Genomic DNA, 16,066 nt, shown 5'->3' with positions numbered 1-16,066 from the left:
CCTCGCCTCATACGTCGACGGGCTCGTGACGACGACGGAACACTGCATCTGCGCACAGGACGCCAAACGCTTCCTGCGGCAGGGCATCGTCGACGTGCTCACCGCCCTGATCGCCCTGGAAGGCAACACCGGGGAGCAGGCCGCCGTGGAGCGGGCCCTGCTGCAGCGCGTCCGCGCCTACATCCGCACCCACCTTGACGATCCCGCGCTCTCCCCGGCCTCGGTCGCGGTCGCACACCACATCTCCGTCCGCTACCTGTACCAGCTCTTCCAGGACGAGCCCATGACCGTCGGCCGCTGGATCCAGCGCCTGAGGCTGGACGCCTGCCGCAGGGACCTCGTACGACCGGAGCTCGCGGGACAGACGGTGGCGGCGATCGCACACCGGTGGGGCTTCGCCAGCCACGCGCACTTCAGCCGCACCTTCCGTGCCGTCTACGGCCACTCCCCCGCGCAATGGCGGCAGGCCGGCATCCCGCAGGCCGTACCTCAGCAGACAACCGGCCGACCCACCCGTCAACCCGACAGGTGACGAGCCCGTGGCCACCCGTAGTGCCCAGCCCCCCGCTTCACCCGACCTGATCTGCCGCGGGGTTCGCGCAGGTGCCAGCGGTCACGCCCTTGCGGGAGGCCCAGACGCCTTCCAACTCGCAGTCCCACCTGACGAGCCAGTCCCCGCGTCCCCTCAGTCCCGCTTCAAGCAGCCGCGCAACGGCTCCTGCCGGCCACTCCCAACTGCGGTCCTCTCCGGCGCGCAGGACCTCGGCCTCGTACTGACCTGCGGTGAACAGAAGCTCCGGCAGGTCGGAGTCCTGATTGGCCAGGTCGCGCCAGCCCGCCCAGACAACATGATCCCCGTTACGCGTGACCGTCATGTACAGCGCGCCACAGCACTCCTCCACGCCGCACCCGGACCAGGCGAGACGAACCTCGTGGGGCGTCCCCGTGGCATGCAACGGCCCGTCGTGGCCCAGCAGATCCCTGGGGCTTACTCCCAGGTACCGGCCTCCCACGCCACCGGGAACCACCTCGGCCAGAAGATCCCGGCCATTGACGATCGGGCGGACCTCCACGCCGCCCTCGTCGGGTGGAGGGCACACGATGCTCAGACTGAGAAGGTCCGGTCTCGTGGTCATCGGCCAATGATCACGGAGCCGGCTCGCAACTGTCATGTGAATTCGCGTGGCCTCCGCTCAGGGCAGTAGCCCGGGCCGCCTTCAGACACGCTGGCCCCGGACACCCCTCCGGAACAACGGGATGGCAGCCTGGGGAATTACCTGACCGACCACACGCAGGAGGCAGGGAAGGTGAATCAGTAGGCGGTGCCTGGGCAGGACGCAACGGCAATCTGCACGAAGACCGCCCCGCCCGGCTCAGCCTGAATTCGCCCTGCCACGTCCGGCAGGCTGCGCCCCCGCACAGGTACGCCGCACGAGGCGCCGGGAAACCACCGCGGTTGTCCTCACCGGCTCCTGCCCGGGCACCGCAGCCGCCGCACTGCCACTGTTCCTCGTCGCCTACGCACTCGAGTGACGGTTCGCGTCGAGCCACTCGTCGCGGTTCCACATGACAGGCATGGCGCCGACGGGCTCGAACTCGATGTCAGGGTCGTTGCTGTGGACCAGACTGAAGAAGCGTCGCTGGAGCACGGCCGCGTGACGGGCCTGGTCGGCGATGATGTCCAAGACGATCTGGGCCGAACGGGGGCAGGCGGCGACGAAGCGGTCGTAGTCGGTGAGGGACAGGACGAGTCCGGTGACGAGTCGCGGTCGAACTGGCGCCGACGACACCAAGCTGTGCCCTGCAACCGTCACCACCTACGGCGCTGTCGCAGCATCGAGGGGCGGCCCACCGAACGCGCCCCCTGCCCCCCTCCACTACCCGGTGAACTCCAACCACCCAGCAAACCCGCAGGCCGGACAGCAAAGCCCTGCTTGAACACGAGCGACACCCACGCCGAACACGGCAGTGACACCCAAGCCGAACCTCACATGGGTGTCACCGGTCGTACTTGTCGGTGTACTGCGGCCCGTCCGTCTCGGCCTTGCATCCCTCACTGTTGGTGGGCATGCCGTGGGAGACCACGAGGGCGTAGGACTGCGGGACGAAGTCGCAGCCCTTGCCAGACCACTGGGACGCAAGGAACGTCCAGCCGACGGCAGCGGCGGCGAGCGTGTACTTCGTCTTGGCGTTCATACGAGATCACGCCTCGGTTACGTAGGGTAATCGTGACCCGACTAGGGGTTATGCGTAAGTATGAACGGATTGCGCTCATATGCGCACCCCGACCCGGGGACGGGCACACCCCAGGGCAGTCACCGCACGGGGTCTGGGAAGGCGTCGCCGCAGGTCAAACCGCATGGCGGTGCCCGTTGGGGACGCTATCGGGGATGCGGGTGCGCAAGAGTCCGCGCCCTTCGAACCCGTGTACGACCAAGGGCCGCCGGCCAGCACCGGGCGGTGGCCAGCCGCGGGCCTGGTGGGAGCGGTGACCGTCACAGTGCTGCCGGCAGGCGGGTCGGGACATGCCGGGCGCGGGTCTCGTCCGTCATCAGGACACGGCCAGGGAAGATTGACGACCAGCCGTGCCTGTGCGTCTCATCGAATTTTCACCAGATGGGGCCGACCAATCGGGCCCTGAATGATGGCGGCAGTGCGCCGAAAGCGACTGGACGGTCAAGGGTGACCCCTGTGCAGGGCTCGCTAGGCTCACGGCATGTCTGACGATCTCGGTTTCACGTGCTCGTGCTGCGGCGAGCACCACGCAGAGCTCCCCATGAGCTACTCGACGATGGCCCCGGACGTGTGGGATCACAGCTTCGAGAGTGATCCGGACAGCATGCTGTCGTCCGACCAGTGCGTGATCCAGGGCCAGCACTTCTTCATCAGGGGCCTGATCGAGATACCCGTGATCGGCAGCCAGGACGTCTTCTCCTGGGGCGTCTGGGTCTCACTGAGCAGGGACAACTTCGCCCGCGCCCTTGAGATGTGGAACACGGAGGGCCGCGAGGCCGAGAAGCCGTATTTCGGCTGGCTCAGCACCGAGCTCGCGCTCTATCCCGAAAGCACGACCAACCTGAAGACGAACGCCCACACTCGACCGGTCGGCAAGCGGCCCTTCATCGAGCTGGAGCCCACCGACCACCCGCTCGCCGTCGAACAGCGCACCGGGATCACGCAGGACCGCGTGCGTGAGATCGCCACGGCGGTGCTCCACCCGGCCTGACTGGCCGCGTCGGCCAAAGTTCACCGCGACTGGTCGAACTTCGCTGACACAGGACAACGGTGCAGCCGCCCGGGCGCGGGCGCCACCGGCTGTCCCCTGGCCTTGGCGGCGGTGCCGGCGGCGGCGTGGCGTCGGGCGGCCGGGTACGCGCGAACCGCCCGCTCCAGGGCACACCACCCACCGCGCCCCGCACGCGCCCGGTCGTCACGGGCGAGGGGGTGCGCCGCCACCTGAGCAGATGACGGCCGATACCGGGGGCCGCCGGCCGTTCGCCCGCGGCCCTTGCTGGTGGGACCGGCCCGGGCAGGCGTGGTCAGCGGGTGACGCGCGGCGGGGTGGCGGTGCCGTGCACCCGCTTGGCGTGCCTGGCGTACAGGCGCGGCGCAAGGAACGGCAGGATCAGCCGCGCGGGCGGCGGAGCCTCGGCGAGGACCGCCTTGATCACCTCCGGGTCGCCCTCGTACATCGCCATGCCGAAGGCGAGCGGCAGGGCCTTCTTCGGCACTTCGCTCATGCTGTGCTCGCCGAGCTGCTTCCACTCGGCCGCGGTGACGTACTTCTCGGCCAGGGGGAGGATCCGCTGCTCCTCCATCGTCATGTGCTCCAGCAGCGCGGCCAGCAGCCGGTCGAGCGCCTCCGCGAGCTCGTGCCCGCCGTGTGCGGTGGACCGCCACTGCGGCAGCAGGCGCAGCGCCTGGCTGTTGGCGGCTTCGATGGTGTGGTGCTGCTCCTCCATCAGCGGCACGATGGCCTCGGCCTCGGCCCCGCCCCGCTGCTGCAGCAGCGGCCACAGGATCACGTCCTCGCCCTCGTGGTGGAAGTGCAGGAAGCCGCAGACGAGCTCGGCGTGGGCGCCGACGACCTCCGAGCGCCGGGTGTCGTGCTGCTCGACGTCCCGCACGAGTTGCGGGAGCAGGCCGAATTCACGCCGGATCATGGTATGGGCCATGTACATGTCTCGCACATCGGCCATGGGTTCGTCGGTGCTCGGGTTCACGGATCCTCGATCGCTGGTGGAACAGTCGGCCTCTGTGGCCGGCGAGAAAAGCCTGATCGCACGGGACACCGGGCGTATAGAACCTCGGCGCCAACGGGACCTGCCGGGTGGCGAAGGATCCGCGGCGGGCGTGTCGTCCTTCGGCACCACCCTGGCCCTGGCCGGAAACCGCCGCTGCCGGAATCGGGTCGCCATGCATCCGGCACCCGTGGCAAGGGGTGCCGTGGCCCCACGACGGTGCGCGGCTGCATCCTGCGGCGCGTGTCCCGAGGGTGAACCCGTATCCGCGCCAGGTCGGTCCGCCGACGGGGGCGGGGGGCCGGAAATCGCTACGACCCTCGCAGGCACAGCCGCCGCCCGTCGGCAGAACCAGCCACCGTACCGGCCACGCCGCATGCCGCAAGCGGCCCGACCCGGGCTGCTTACGGCGTGCGGCGTGCTGCTCATCACCGGGCTCGGCGACCGGTCCACCTCACGGGCCCGCGTGTCACCGCCGCCAGAACAGGTGGTGCGTCACGCCGCTCGGGCTGGGCACGACCTCCAGATGGAAGCGGTCGAGCAGTTCATCGGGGGACTCCCACAGGCGCAGCCCCGACCCGAGCTTCACCGGCGCGACCGCCACATGCAGGGTGTCGACGAGGCCGGCGTCAAGGAACGCCCGGATGGTGGTGACCCCGCCGCCAAGGCGCACGTCCTTGCCCTGCGCCGCTTCCCGCGCCCGTTCCAGGACCGTGGCCGGGTCGCCGTCGACGAAGTGGAACGTGGTGTCGGACAGCGTGAACGAAGGACGCTGGTGGTGGGTCATGACGAACACCGGCGTACGGAACGGGGGCTCCTGACCCCACCAGCCGCGCCACTCATGGTCGCTCCAGGGCCCGCGCTGGGGCCCGAACTTGTTGCGGCCCATGATCTCGGCGCCGATGTTGCGTGCGAAGTCCCGCGTGAAGTGGTCGTCCAGGCCCCGGCTACCACCAGGGTCGGTGCGCATCGGCCAGCTCGCCGTCGCGCCGGCCCAGCCGAACAGCCTCTCGGGACGGTCACAACCGAACGGCCGCTCCAGGCTCTGGTGCTCACCGGCACCGATCCCGTCACTGGAGACATTGAAGTTCATCACTCTCAGCAGCTGATCCACGATCTTCCTCGCCAGGTCCTGTTCGTCGTCTTCGTGTGCGGCAGGTCGCCCCACACGAAGACGTCGAACAGGACACGGCCGGATCGACAGCAGCCCGCAACCTTTTTCGGGGGCTGCGTCAGGACGCAGCCCCTGCGGTGCGGCGCATGCCACCAGGTTCGCGGGCTCCGCAATGGACAGCACCGGCGATACGGGGTTCGCCACGGTTGCAGCCGTGGGCAGCCGGCGCCGGGCGCCCTGGCCGCGAACACCCACAAGCGGGAACACTGCTCACCCATCCCGCCATACGTCGCATCTGGCACCAGATCAGGCACGACCTGACGGGACGCTGTTGGGGCGCCCCGGCCGAGTCCAATCAGTAACTCTTAATTTAGGAATTATTATTGACGCGCGCTCGTAACCGCTGCAGGATCCCTGGAAACAAGATCGCAACAGGCGCGCGGGCATGGAGCGGTCCGGGGACCGGCCGCCGCACCCTCCACCAGGGGGCGGCGCCCGGGCTCACGGCCAGGACGGACCGGCACGCCTGATCGATCGGACAGCGAAGGATCCGATGTGAAACGACATCTCACCGCTCTCCTCGCCCTGGTGACCGGCGTACTGGCCGCGGCCGTGCCCGCGCCCGCCCAGGCGGCCCCGGCCGCCGCCGGCGCAACCGGCGCAGCCGTCACGGCGCCGGCAGCCGCGCAGGTGCTGAGCCCGACGCCGTACATGGGCTGGAACACCTACTACGCGTTCGGTGGCGATCCCACCGAGGCCGAGATCAAGTCGACGGCCGACTTCCTGGTCAGCAGCGGCCTGCGCAAGGCCGGTTACGAGTACGTGTGGATCGACGGCAACTGGGCGGCGCCGACCCCGCGCAGTGCGGCCGGCGACCTGACACCCAACCCCGCTCAGTTCCCGAACGGGCTGGCGCCGCTGGTCGACTACATCCACTCCAAGGGCCTGAAGGCCGGCATCTACACCGACGCAGGCCCGTACATCCCCGGCAAGTGCGGACTGGGCAGCGGCGGCTACTACCAGCGTGACGCGGACCAGTTCGCGGCCTGGAAGTTCGACGCGGTCAAGGTGGACTACCTCTGCGGGATCGCGGCGGACCTCGACCCGAAGACCGTCTACACCGAGTTCGCGCAGGCGCTGCGGAACAACGCCAGCAAGCGCCCCATGATCTTCAACCTCTGCAACCCGGTGACCTCCCCGGACTGGGGCAACTACCCCGAAGAGCAGCAGTCGACGTACTCCTGGAGCTACGCCCCGAAGATCGCGCAGTCCTGGCGGACCTACACCGACGTGGGCTTCGTCGACGAGATCAAGTTCAAGGACGTGCTGCGCAACTACGACGCGAACGCGCGGCACCCCGAGGCCGCGGGTCCCGGGCACTTCAACGACCCTGACTACCTCGGTCCCGAACACGGAATGTCCGACGAGGAGTTCCGTACCCAGATGACGCTCTGGTCGGTGGCGGCCGCGCCGCTGGTGATCGGCAGTGACGTCACCAAGCTGGGCAAGACCTCGCTCAGCACTCTGTCCGACCCCGATGTGCTCGCGATCAACCAGGACCCCGCCGTCGTCCAGGCCGTCCGCGTCGGCTCCGCCGGCACGACGGAGACCTGGGTGAAGCGGCTCGCCAACGGCGACCGTGCCGTGGTGCTGCTGAACCGGGGCGACAGCCCGGCGACCCTGACCACGAAGGCGTCGTCGGTCGGCCTGTCCGGCCACCGGTTCACCCTGAAGAACGCCTGGACCGACCAGGTCACCGAGAGCGCCGGCACCATCAGCGCCGCCGTCCCGGCCCACGGCGCGGCCCTGTTCCGGGTCCGCCCGGCCACGGGCACGCTCGGTCTCCCGCACGTCGTCGCCGGCCTGCCGCAGGTGACGAAGGTCGGCAGCGACACGGTGCCCGCCGGATCCGCCCCTCTGGTCGCCGGTGGCGACCAGGCCCAGGTCGAGGTCACCGTCCGCAACGACGGTACGCAGCCGGTCCTCACGCCGCAGGTGGAGCTTGCGGTGCCCGCCGGCTGGACGGCCCGTTCGCTCGGCACGGCGCCGAAGCTGCTGGGCATCAACCGCTCCGCGACCCTCGCCTACACGGTGACCCTGCCGGCCGATGCCGCGCCGGGCAACGCCACGGTGACCGCCGACACGTCGTACACGGTGGCCGGCAAGGGACGCCTGCGGCAGGAGACCGCGACGGCGATCGTCGTCGCACCGGCTGCGCCGCACGGCGACACCGTGCTGTCGCACCACCAGTGGATCAGCGCCACCAGCGGCTGGATGAGCCCGACCGTCGACAACAGCGTCGGCGGCTGGTCGCCGATCAGCATGCTCGGCCAGGTCTACCCGACCGGTATCGGGGTCGCCTCGCCGTCCACCGTCCGCTACTACCTCGGTGACCGGTGCAGCCGGCTGACCGCGACCGTCGGCATCGACGACGCGGTGCGCAACGTCGGCCCGGAGGGTGGCACGTCCACCTTCCAGGTGATCGGTGACGGCAAGGTGCTGTACGACAGCGGTGTGGTCACCCGCGACGACGTCCGCCAGGCCGACGTCGACCTGACCGGCGTCCGGGTCCTCGACCTCGTGGTCGGCGACGCCGGCGACGGCGGCTACAACGACCGTGCCAACTGGGCCGGCCTGAACGCCACCTGCTGAACCCGGGCGGCCGCGTCCAGGTGACACCACACCTGGGCGCGGCCGCCCGGGTTCAGCAGGTGGCGTTCAGGCCGGCCCAGTTGGCACGGTCGTTGTAGCCGCCGTCGCCGGCGTCGCCGACCACGAGGTCGAGGACCCGGACGCCGGTCAGGTCGACGTCGGCCTGGCGGACGTCGTCGCGGGTGACCACACCGCTGTCGTACAGCACCTTGCCGTCACCGATCACCTGGAAGGTGGACGTGCCACCCTCCGGGCCGACGTTGCGCACCGCGTCGTCGATGCCGACGGTCGCGGTCAGCCGGCTGCACCGGTCACCGAGGTAGTAGCGGACGGTGGACGGCGAGGCGACCCCGATACCGGTCGGGTAGACCTGGCCGAGCATGCTGATCGGCGACCAGCCGCCGACGCTGTTGTCGACGGTCGGGCTCATCCAGCCGCTGGTGGCGCTGATCCACTGGTGGTGCGACAGCACGGTGTCGCCGTGCGGCGCAGCCGGTGCGACGACGATCGCCGTCGCGGTCTCCTGCCGCAGGCGTCCCTTGCCGGCCACCGTGTACGACGTGTCGGCGGTCACCGTGGCGTTGCCCGGCGCGGCATCGGCCGGCAGGGTCACCGTGTAGGCGAGGGTCGCGGAGCGGTTGATGCCCAGCAGCTTCGGCGCCGTGCCGAGCGAACGGGCCGTCCAGCCGGCGGGCACCGCAAGCTCCACCTGCGGCGTGAGGACCGGCTGCGTACCGTCGTTGCGGACGGTGACCTCGACCTGGGCCTGGTCGCCACCGGCGACCAGAGGGGCGGATCCGGCGGGCACCGTGTCGCTGCCGACCTTCGTCACCTGCGGCAGGCCGGCGACGACGTGCGGGAGACCGAGCGTGCCCGTGGCCGGGCGGACCCGGAACAGGGCCGCGCCGTGGGCCGGGACGGCGGCGCTGATGGTGCCGGCGCTCTCGGTGACCTGGTCGGTCCAGGCGTTCTTCAGGGTGAACCGGTGGCCGGACAGGCCGACCGACGACGCCTTCGTGGTCAGGGTCGCCGGGCTGTCGCCCCGGTTCAGCAGCACCACGGCACGGTCGCCGTTGGCGAGCCGCTTCACCCAGGTCTCCGTCGTGCCGGCGGAGCCGACGCGGACGGCCTGGACGACGGCGGGGTCCTGGTTGATCGCGAGCACATCGGGGTCGGACAGAGTGCTGAGCGAGGTCTTGCCCAGCTTGGTGACGTCACTGCCGATCACCAGCGGCGCGGCCGCCACCGACCAGAGCGTCATCTGGGTACGGAACTCCTCGTCGGACATTCCGTGTTCGGGACCGAGGTAGTCAGGGTCGTTGAAGTGCCCGGGACCCGCGGCCTCGGGGTGCCGCGCGTTCGCGTCGTAGTTGCGCAGCACGTCCTTGAACTTGATCTCGTCGACGAAGCCCACGTCGGTGTAGGTCCGCCAGGACTGCGCGATCTTCGGGGCGTAGCTCCAGGAGTACGTCGACTGCTGCTCTTCGGGGTAGTTGCCCCAGTCCGGGGAGGTCACCGGGTTGCAGAGGTTGAAGATCATGGGGCGCTTGCTGGCGTTGTTCCGCAGCGCCTGCGCGAACTCGGTGTAGACGGTCTTCGGGTCGAGGTCCGCCGCGATCCCGCAGAGGTAGTCCACCTTGACCGCGTCGAACTTCCAGGCCGCGAACTGGTCCGCGTCACGCTGGTAGTAGCCGCCGCTGCCCAGTCCGCACTTGCCGGGGATGTACGGGCCTGCGTCGGTGTAGATGCCGGCCTTCAGGCCCTTGGAGTGGATGTAGTCGACCAGCGGCGCCAGCCCGTTCGGGAACTGAGCGGGGTTGGGTGTCAGGTCGCCGGCCGCACTGCGCGGGGTCGGCGCCGCCCAGTTGCCGTCGATCCACACGTACTCGTAACCGGCCTTGCGCAGGCCGCTGCTGACCAGGAAGTCGGCCGTCGACTTGATCTCGGCCTCGGTGGGATCGCCACCGAACGCGTAGTAGGTGTTCCAGCCCATGTACGGCGTCGGGCTCAGCACCTGCGCGGCTGCCGGCGCCGTGACGGCTGCGCCGGTTGCGCCGGCGGCGGCCGGGGCCGCCTGGGCGGGCGCGGGCACGGCCGCGGCCAGTACGCCGGTCACCAGGGCGAGGAGAGCGGTGAGATGTCGTTTCACATCGGATCCTTCGCTGTCCGATCGATCAGGCGTGCCGGTCCGTCCTGGCCGTGAGCCCGGGCGCCGCCCCCTGGTGGAGGGTGCGGCGGCCGGTCCCCGGACCGCTCCATGCCCGCGCGCCTGTTGCGATCTTGTTTCCAGGGATCCTGCAGCGGTTACGAGCGCGCGTCAATAATAATTCCTAAATTAAGAGTTACTGATTGGACTCGGCCGGGGCGCCCCAACAGCGTCCCGTCAGGTCGTGCCTGATCTGGTGCCAGATGCGACGTATGGCGGGATGGGTGAGCAGTGTTCCCGCTTGTGGGTGTTCGCGGCCAGGGCGCCCGGCGCCGGCTGCCCACGGCTGCAACCGTGGCGAACCCCGTATCGCCGGTGCTGTCCATTGCGGAGCCCGCGAACCTGGTGGCATGCGCCGCACCGCAGGGGCTGCGTCCTGACGCAGCCCCCGAAAAAGGTTGCGGGCTGCTGTCGATCCGGCCGTGTCCTGTTCGACGTCTTCGTGTGGGGCGACCTGCCGCACACGAAGACGACGAACAGGACCTGGCGAGGAAGATCGTGGATCAGCTGCTGAGAGTGATGAACTTCAATGTCTCCAGTGACGGGATCGGTGCCGGTGAGCACCAGAGCCTGGAGCGGCCGTTCGGTTGTGACCGTCCCGAGAGGCTGTTCGGCTGGGCCGGCGCGACGGCGAGCTGGCCGATGCGCACCGACCCTGGTGGTAGCCGGGGCCTGGACGACCACTTCACGCGGGACTTCGCACGCAACATCGGCGCCGAGATCATGGGCCGCAACAAGTTCGGGCCCCAGCGCGGGCCCTGGAGCGACCATGAGTGGCGCGGCTGGTGGGGTCAGGAGCCCCCGTTCCGTACGCCGGTGTTCGTCATGACCCACCACCAGCGTCCTTCGTTCACGCTGTCCGACACCACGTTCCACTTCGTCGACGGCGACCCGGCCACGGTCCTGGAACGGGCGCGGGAAGCGGCGCAGGGCAAGGACGTGCGCCTTGGCGGCGGGGTCACCACCATCCGGGCGTTCCTTGACGCCGGCCTCGTCGACACCCTGCATGTGGCGGTCGCGCCGGTGAAGCTCGGGTCGGGGCTGCGCCTGTGGGAGTCCCCCGATGAACTGCTCGACCGCTTCCATCTGGAGGTCGTGCCCAGCCCGAGCGGCGTGACGCACCACCTGTTCTGGCGGCGGTGACACGCGGGCCCGTGAGGTGGACCGGTCGCCGAGCCCGGTGATGAGCAGCACGCCGCACGCCGTAAGCAGCCCGGGTCGGGCCGCTTGCGGCATGCGGCGTGGCCGGTACGGTGGCTGGTTCTGCCGACGGGCGGCGGCTGTGCCTGCGAGGGTCGTAGCGATTTCCGGCCCCCCGCCCCCGTCGGCGGACCGACCTGGCGCGGATACGGGTTCACCCTCGGGACACGCGCCGCAGGATGCAGCCGCGCACCGTCGTGGGGCCACGGCACCCCTTGCCACGGGTGCCGGATGCATGGCGACCCGATTCCGGCAGCGGCGGTTTCCGGCCAGGGCCAGGGTGGTGCCGAAGGACGACACGCCCGCCGCGGATCCTTCGCCACCCGGCAGGTCCCGTTGGCGCCGAGGTTCTATACGCCCGGTGTCCCGTGCGATCAGGCTTTTCTCGCCGGCCACAGAGGCCGACTGTTCCACCAGCGATCGAGGATCCGTGAACCCGAGCACCGACGAACCCATGGCCGATGTGCGAGACATGTACATGGCCCATACCATGATCCGGCGTGAATTCGGCCTGCTCCCGCAACTCGTGCGGGACGTCGAGCAGCACGACACCCGGCGCTCGGAGGTCGTCGGCGCCCACGCCGAGCTCGTCTGCGGCTTCCTGCACTTCCACCACGAGGGCGAGGACGTGATCCTGTGGCCGCTGCTGCAGCAGCGGGGCGGGGCCGAGGCCGAGGCCATCGTGCCGCTGATGGAGGAGCAGCACCACACCATCGAAGCCGCCAACAGCCAGGCGCTGCGCCTGCTGCCGCAGTGGCGGTCCACCGCACACGGCGGGCACGAGCTCGCGGAGGCGCTCGACCGGCTGCTGGCCGCGCTGCTGGAGCACATGACGATGGAGGAGCAGCGGATCCTCCCCCTGGCCGAGAAGTACGTCACCGCGGCCGAGTGGAAGCAGCTCGGCGAGCACAGCATGAGCGAAGTGCCGAAGAAGGCCCTGCCGCTCGCCTTCGGCATGGCGATGTACGAGGGCGACCCGGAGGTGATCAAGGCGGTCCTCGCCGAGGCTCCGCCGCCCGCGCGGCTGATCCTGCCGTTCCTTGCGCCGCGCCTGTACGCCAGGCACGCCAAGCGGGTGCACGGCACCGCCACCCCGCCGCGCGTCACCCGCTGACCACGCCTGCCCGGGCCGGTCCCACCAGCAAGGGCCGCGGGCGAACGGCCGGCGGCCCCCGGTATCGGCCGTCATCTGCTCAGGTGGCGGCGCACCCCCTCGCCCGTGACGACCGGGCGCGTGCGGGGCGCGGTGGGTGGTGTGCCCTGGAGCGGGCGGTTCGCGCGTACCCGGCCGCCCGACGCCACGCCGCCGCCGGCACCGCCGCCAAGGCCAGGGGACAGCCGGTGGCGCCCGCGCCCGGGCGGCTGCACCGTTGTCCTGTGTCAGCGAAGTTCGACCAGTCGCGGTGAACTTTGGCCGACGCGGCCAGTCAGGCCGGGTGGAGCACCGCCGTGGCGATCTCACGCACGCGGTCCTGCGTGATCCCGGTGCGCTGTTCGACGGCGAGCGGGTGGTCGGTGGGCTCCAGCTCGATGAAGGGCCGCTTGCCGACCGGTCGAGTGTGGGCGTTCGTCTTCAGGTTGGTCGTGCTTTCGGGATAGAGCGCGAGCTCGGTGCTGAGCCAGCCGAAATACGGCTTCTCGGCCTCGCGGCCCTCCGTGTTCCACATCTCAAGGGCGCGGGCGAAGTTGTCCCTGCTCAGTGAGACCCAGACGCCCCAGGAGAAGACGTCCTGGCTGCCGATCACGGGTATCTCGATCAGGCCCCTGATGAAGAAGTGCTGGCCCTGGATCACGCACTGGTCGGACGACAGCATGCTGTCCGGATCACTCTCGAAGCTGTGATCCCACACGTCCGGGGCCATCGTCGAGTAGCTCATGGGGAGCTCTGCGTGGTGCTCGCCGCAGCACGAGCACGTGAAACCGAGATCGTCAGACATGCCGTGAGCCTAGCGAGCCCTGCACAGGGGTCACCCTTGACCGTCCAGTCGCTTTCGGCGCACTGCCGCCATCATTCAGGGCCCGATTGGTCGGCCCCATCTGGTGAAAATTCGATGAGACGCACAGGCACGGCTGGTCGTCAATCTTCCCTGGCCGTGTCCTGATGACGGACGAGACCCGCGCCCGGCATGTCCCGACCCGCCTGCCGGCAGCACTGTGACGGTCACCGCTCCCACCAGGCCCGCGGCTGGCCACCGCCCGGTGCTGGCCGGCGGCCCTTGGTCGTACACGGGTTCGAAGGGCGCGGACTCTTGCGCACCCGCATCCCCGATAGCGTCCCCAACGGGCACCGCCATGCGGTTTGACCTGCGGCGACGCCTTCCCAGACCCCGTGCGGTGACTGCCCTGGGGTGTGCCCGTCCCCGGGTCGGGGTGCGCATATGAGCGCAATCCGTTCATACTTACGCATAACCCCTAGTCGGGTCACGATTACCCTACGTAACCGAGGCGTGATCTCGTATGAACGCCAAGACGAAGTACACGCTCGCCGCCGCTGCCGTCGGCTGGACGTTCCTTGCGTCCCAGTGGTCTGGCAAGGGCTGCGACTTCGTCCCGCAGTCCTACGCCCTCGTGGTCTCCCACGGCATGCCCACCAACAGTGAGGGATGCAAGGCCGAGACGGACGGGCCGCAGTACACCGACAAGTACGACCGGTGACACCCATGTGAGGTTCGGCTTGGGTGTCACTGCCGTGTTCGGCGTGGGTGTCGCTCGTGTTCAAGCAGGGCTTTGCTGTCCGGCCTGCGGGTTTGCTGGGTGGTTGGAGTTCACCGGGTAGTGGAGGGGGGCAGGGGGCGCGTTCGGTGGGCCGCCCCTCGATGCTGCGACAGCGCCGTAGGTGGTGACGGTTGCAGGGCACAGCTTGGTGTCGTCGGCGCCAGTTCGACCGCGACTCGTCACCGGACTCGTCCTGTCCCTCACCGACTACGACCGCTTCGTCGCCGCCTGCCCCCGTTCGGCCCAGATCGTCTTGGACATCATCGCCGACCAGGCCCGTCACGCGGCCGTGCTCCAGCGACGCTTCTTCAGTCTGGTCCACAGCAACGACCCTGACATCGAGTTCGAGCCCGTCGGCGCCATGCCTGTCATGTGGAACCGCGACGAGTGGCTCGACGCGAACCGTCACTCGAGTGCGTAGGCGACGAGGAACAGTGGCAGTGCGGCGGCTGCGGTGCCCGGGCAGGAGCCGGTGAGGACAACCGCGGTGGTTTCCCGGCGCCTCGTGCGGCGTACCTGTGCGGGGGCGCAGCCTGCCGGACGTGGCAGGGCGAATTCAGGCTGAGCCGGGCGGGGCGGTCTTCGTGCAGATTGCCGTTGCGTCCTGCCCAGGCACCGCCTACTGATTCACCTTCCCTGCCTCCTGCGTGTGGTCGGTCAGGTAATTCCCCAGGCTGCCATCCCGTTGTTCCGGAGGGGTGTCCGGGGCCAGCGTGTCTGAAGGCGGCCCGGGCTACTGCCCTGAGCGGAGGCCACGCGAATTCACATGACAGTTGCGAGCCGGCTCCGTGATCATTGGCCGATGACCACGAGACCGGACCTTCTCAGTCTGAGCATCGTGTGCCCTCCACCCGACGAGGGCGGCGTGGAGGTCCGCCCGATCGTCAATGGCCGGGATCTTCTGGCCGAGGTGGTTCCCGGTGGCGTGGGAGGCCGGTACCTGGGAGTAAGCCCCAGGGATCTGCTGGGCCACGACGGGCCGTTGCATGCCACGGGGACGCCCCACGAGGTTCGTCTCGCCTGGTCCGGGTGCGGCGTGGAGGAGTGCTGTGGCGCGCTGTACATGACGGTCACGCGTAACGGGGATCATGTTGTCTGGGCGGGCTGGCGCGACCTGGCCAATCAGGACTCCGACCTGCCGGAGCTTCTGTTCACCGCAGGTCAGTACGAGGCCGAGGTCCTGCGCGCCGGAGAGGACCGCAGTTGGGAGTGGCCGGCAGGAGCCGTTGCGCGGCTGCTTGAAGCGGGACTGAGGGGACGCGGGGACTGGCTCGTCAGGTGGGACTGCGAGTTGGAAGGCGTCTGGGCCTCCCGCAAGGGCGTGACCGCTGGCACCTGCGCGAACCCCGCGGCAGATCAGGTCGGGTGAAGCGGGGGGCTGGGCACTACGGGTGGCCACGGGCTCGTCACCTGTCGGGTTGACGGGTGGGTCGGCCGGTTGTCTGCTGAGGTACGGCCTGCGGGATGCCGGCCTGCCGCCATTGCGCGGGGGAGTGGCCGTAGACGGCACGGAAGGTGCGGCTGAAGTGCGCGTGGCTGGCGAAGCCCCACCGGTGTGCGATCGCCGCCACCGTCTGTCCCGCGAGCTCCGGTCGTACGAGGTCCCTGCGGCAGGCGTCCAGCCTCAGGCGCTGGATCCAGCGGCCGACGGTCATGGGCTCGTCCTGGAAGAGCTGGTACAGGTAGCGGACGGAGATGTGGTGTGCGACCGCGACCGAGGCCGGGGAGAGCGCGGGATCGTCAAGGTGGGTGCGGATGTAGGCGCGGACGCGCTGCAGCAGGGCCCGCTCCACGGCGGCCTGCTCCCCGGTGTTGCCTTCCAGGGCGATCAGGGCGGTGAGCACGTCGACGATGCCCTGCCGCAGGAAGCGTTTGGCGTCCTGTGCGCAGATGCAGTGTTCCGTCGTCGTCACGAGCCCGTCGACGTATGAGGCGAGG

16 protein-coding genes are annotated in these 16,066 nt (G+C 69.6%); 8 read left to right on the top strand and 8 right to left on the bottom strand.

Annotated features, from left to right (window positions below; all coding sequences use genetic code 11):
- Positions 1-532, top strand: a 532-nt coding sequence (locus PV350_RS35165) for a helix-turn-helix domain-containing protein (RefSeq protein ID WP_500337574.1), incomplete at its 5' end; no start/stop codon positions are given.
- Positions 533-569: 37 nt separating this feature from the next.
- Here PV350_RS35165 and PV350_RS35160 read toward each other — a convergent pair.
- From PV350_RS35160 to PV350_RS35150, 3 genes are all read right to left on the bottom strand, one after another.
- Positions 570-1,136, bottom strand: coding sequence for a hypothetical protein (locus PV350_RS35160; RefSeq protein WP_500337575.1), 567 nt, complete (start codon positions 1,134-1,136; stop codon positions 570-572).
- A 381-nt stretch (positions 1,137-1,517) separates the two neighbouring features.
- The gene (locus PV350_RS35155; RefSeq protein WP_500337576.1) at positions 1,518-1,817 is read right to left on the bottom strand and encodes a hypothetical protein; all 300 of its coding nucleotides are present in this window, start codon (positions 1,815-1,817) and stop codon (positions 1,518-1,520) included.
- A gap of 181 nt (positions 1,818-1,998) precedes the next feature.
- A complete protein-coding gene (locus PV350_RS35150) occupies positions 1,999-2,196 on the bottom strand; it encodes a hypothetical protein (RefSeq protein ID WP_499508878.1) in 198 nt (65 codons plus the stop codon).
- 580 nt (positions 2,197-2,776) lie between these two features.
- Between PV350_RS35150 and PV350_RS35145 the strand changes: the two genes are divergently transcribed.
- Positions 2,777-3,226: a DUF2199 domain-containing protein gene (locus PV350_RS35145; protein ID WP_500337579.1), complete on the top strand. Its 450-nt coding sequence runs from the start codon at positions 2,777-2,779 to the stop codon at positions 3,224-3,226.
- Between the two features lie 313 nt (positions 3,227-3,539).
- Here PV350_RS35145 and PV350_RS35140 read toward each other — a convergent pair whose 3' ends face one another.
- Together PV350_RS35140 and PV350_RS35135 are read right to left on the bottom strand one after the other, a co-directional pair.
- Positions 3,540-4,199 (bottom strand): hemerythrin domain-containing protein, encoded by a 660-nt coding sequence (locus PV350_RS35140; RefSeq protein WP_500337577.1) that lies wholly within the window; start codon positions 4,197-4,199, stop codon positions 3,540-3,542.
- Positions 4,200-4,710: 511 nt separating this feature from the next.
- Complete coding sequence (locus PV350_RS35135) at positions 4,711-5,355, bottom strand: dihydrofolate reductase family protein (protein ID WP_500337580.1); 645 nt, start codon at positions 5,353-5,355, stop codon at positions 4,711-4,713.
- A 555-nt stretch (positions 5,356-5,910) separates the two neighbouring features.
- Between PV350_RS35135 and PV350_RS35130 the strand changes: the two genes are divergently transcribed.
- Complete coding sequence (locus PV350_RS35130; RefSeq protein ID WP_500337578.1) at positions 5,911-8,007, top strand: NPCBM/NEW2 domain-containing protein; 2,097 nt, start codon at positions 5,911-5,913, stop codon at positions 8,005-8,007.
- 52 nt (positions 8,008-8,059) lie between these two features.
- Here PV350_RS35130 and PV350_RS35125 read toward each other — a convergent pair whose 3' ends face one another.
- Positions 8,060-10,156 (bottom strand): NPCBM/NEW2 domain-containing protein, encoded by a 2,097-nt coding sequence (locus PV350_RS35125; RefSeq protein ID WP_500337578.1) that lies wholly within the window; start codon positions 10,154-10,156, stop codon positions 8,060-8,062.
- Positions 10,157-10,711: 555 nt separating this feature from the next.
- Between PV350_RS35125 and PV350_RS35120 the strand changes: the two genes are divergently transcribed.
- Positions 10,712-11,356, top strand: a complete 645-nt coding sequence (locus PV350_RS35120; RefSeq protein WP_500337580.1) for a dihydrofolate reductase family protein — start codon at positions 10,712-10,714, stop codon at positions 11,354-11,356.
- A gap of 511 nt (positions 11,357-11,867) precedes the next feature.
- Complete coding sequence (locus PV350_RS35115; protein WP_500337577.1) at positions 11,868-12,527, top strand: hemerythrin domain-containing protein; 660 nt, start codon at positions 11,868-11,870, stop codon at positions 12,525-12,527.
- Positions 12,528-12,840: 313 nt separating this feature from the next.
- On the opposite strand, the gene PV350_RS35110 is transcribed toward PV350_RS35115, so the two are convergent.
- Entirely contained in the window at positions 12,841-13,290 is a 450-nt protein-coding gene (locus tag PV350_RS35110; RefSeq protein ID WP_500337579.1) for a DUF2199 domain-containing protein, read from the bottom strand.
- A gap of 580 nt (positions 13,291-13,870) precedes the next feature.
- Between PV350_RS35110 and PV350_RS35105 the strand changes: the two genes are divergently transcribed.
- The 3 genes from PV350_RS35105 (at position 13,871) to PV350_RS35095 (ending at position 15,497) form a co-directional block, all read left to right on the top strand.
- A complete protein-coding gene (locus tag PV350_RS35105) occupies positions 13,871-14,068 on the top strand; it encodes a hypothetical protein (RefSeq protein WP_499508878.1) in 198 nt (65 codons plus the stop codon).
- A 181-nt stretch (positions 14,069-14,249) separates the two neighbouring features.
- Positions 14,250-14,549 (top strand): hypothetical protein, encoded by a 300-nt coding sequence (locus tag PV350_RS35100; protein ID WP_500337576.1) that lies wholly within the window; start codon positions 14,250-14,252, stop codon positions 14,547-14,549.
- A 381-nt stretch (positions 14,550-14,930) separates the two neighbouring features.
- Complete coding sequence (locus PV350_RS35095; protein ID WP_500337575.1) at positions 14,931-15,497, top strand: hypothetical protein; 567 nt, start codon at positions 14,931-14,933, stop codon at positions 15,495-15,497.
- 37 nt (positions 15,498-15,534) lie between these two features.
- On the opposite strand, the gene PV350_RS35090 is transcribed toward PV350_RS35095, so the two are convergent.
- The coding region (locus PV350_RS35090) for a helix-turn-helix domain-containing protein (protein ID WP_500337574.1) at positions 15,535-16,066 on the bottom strand (532 nt) is incomplete at its 5' end.

The sequence above is a fragment of the Streptomyces sp. PA03-6a genome (genome assembly GCF_033792765.1).
In the GTDB taxonomy this organism is placed as follows: Bacteria; Actinomycetota; Actinomycetes; order Streptomycetales; family Streptomycetaceae; genus Actinacidiphila.
This window is presented reverse-complemented; position numbering and strand designations above follow the sequence as displayed.

What these genes read in the sequence shown, in the direction of transcription:
- PV350_RS35105 (WP_499508878.1), top strand. Translation starts at nt 13,871, where the DNA reads ATGAACGCCAAGACGAAGTACACGCTCGCCGCCGCTGCCGTCGGCTGG.
- PV350_RS35160 (WP_500337575.1), bottom strand. Translation starts at nt 1,136, where the DNA reads ATGACCACGAGACCGGACCTTCTCAGTCTGAGCATCGTGTGCCCTCCA.
- PV350_RS35140 (WP_500337577.1), bottom strand. Translation starts at nt 4,199, where the DNA reads ATGGCCGATGTGCGAGACATGTACATGGCCCATACCATGATCCGGCGT.
- PV350_RS35115 (WP_500337577.1), top strand. Translation starts at nt 11,868, where the DNA reads ATGGCCGATGTGCGAGACATGTACATGGCCCATACCATGATCCGGCGT.
- PV350_RS35145 (WP_500337579.1), top strand. Translation starts at nt 2,777, where the DNA reads ATGAGCTACTCGACGATGGCCCCGGACGTGTGGGATCACAGCTTCGAG.
- PV350_RS35150 (WP_499508878.1), bottom strand. Translation starts at nt 2,196, where the DNA reads ATGAACGCCAAGACGAAGTACACGCTCGCCGCCGCTGCCGTCGGCTGG.
- PV350_RS35095 (WP_500337575.1), top strand. Translation starts at nt 14,931, where the DNA reads ATGACCACGAGACCGGACCTTCTCAGTCTGAGCATCGTGTGCCCTCCA.
- PV350_RS35110 (WP_500337579.1), bottom strand. Translation starts at nt 13,290, where the DNA reads ATGAGCTACTCGACGATGGCCCCGGACGTGTGGGATCACAGCTTCGAG.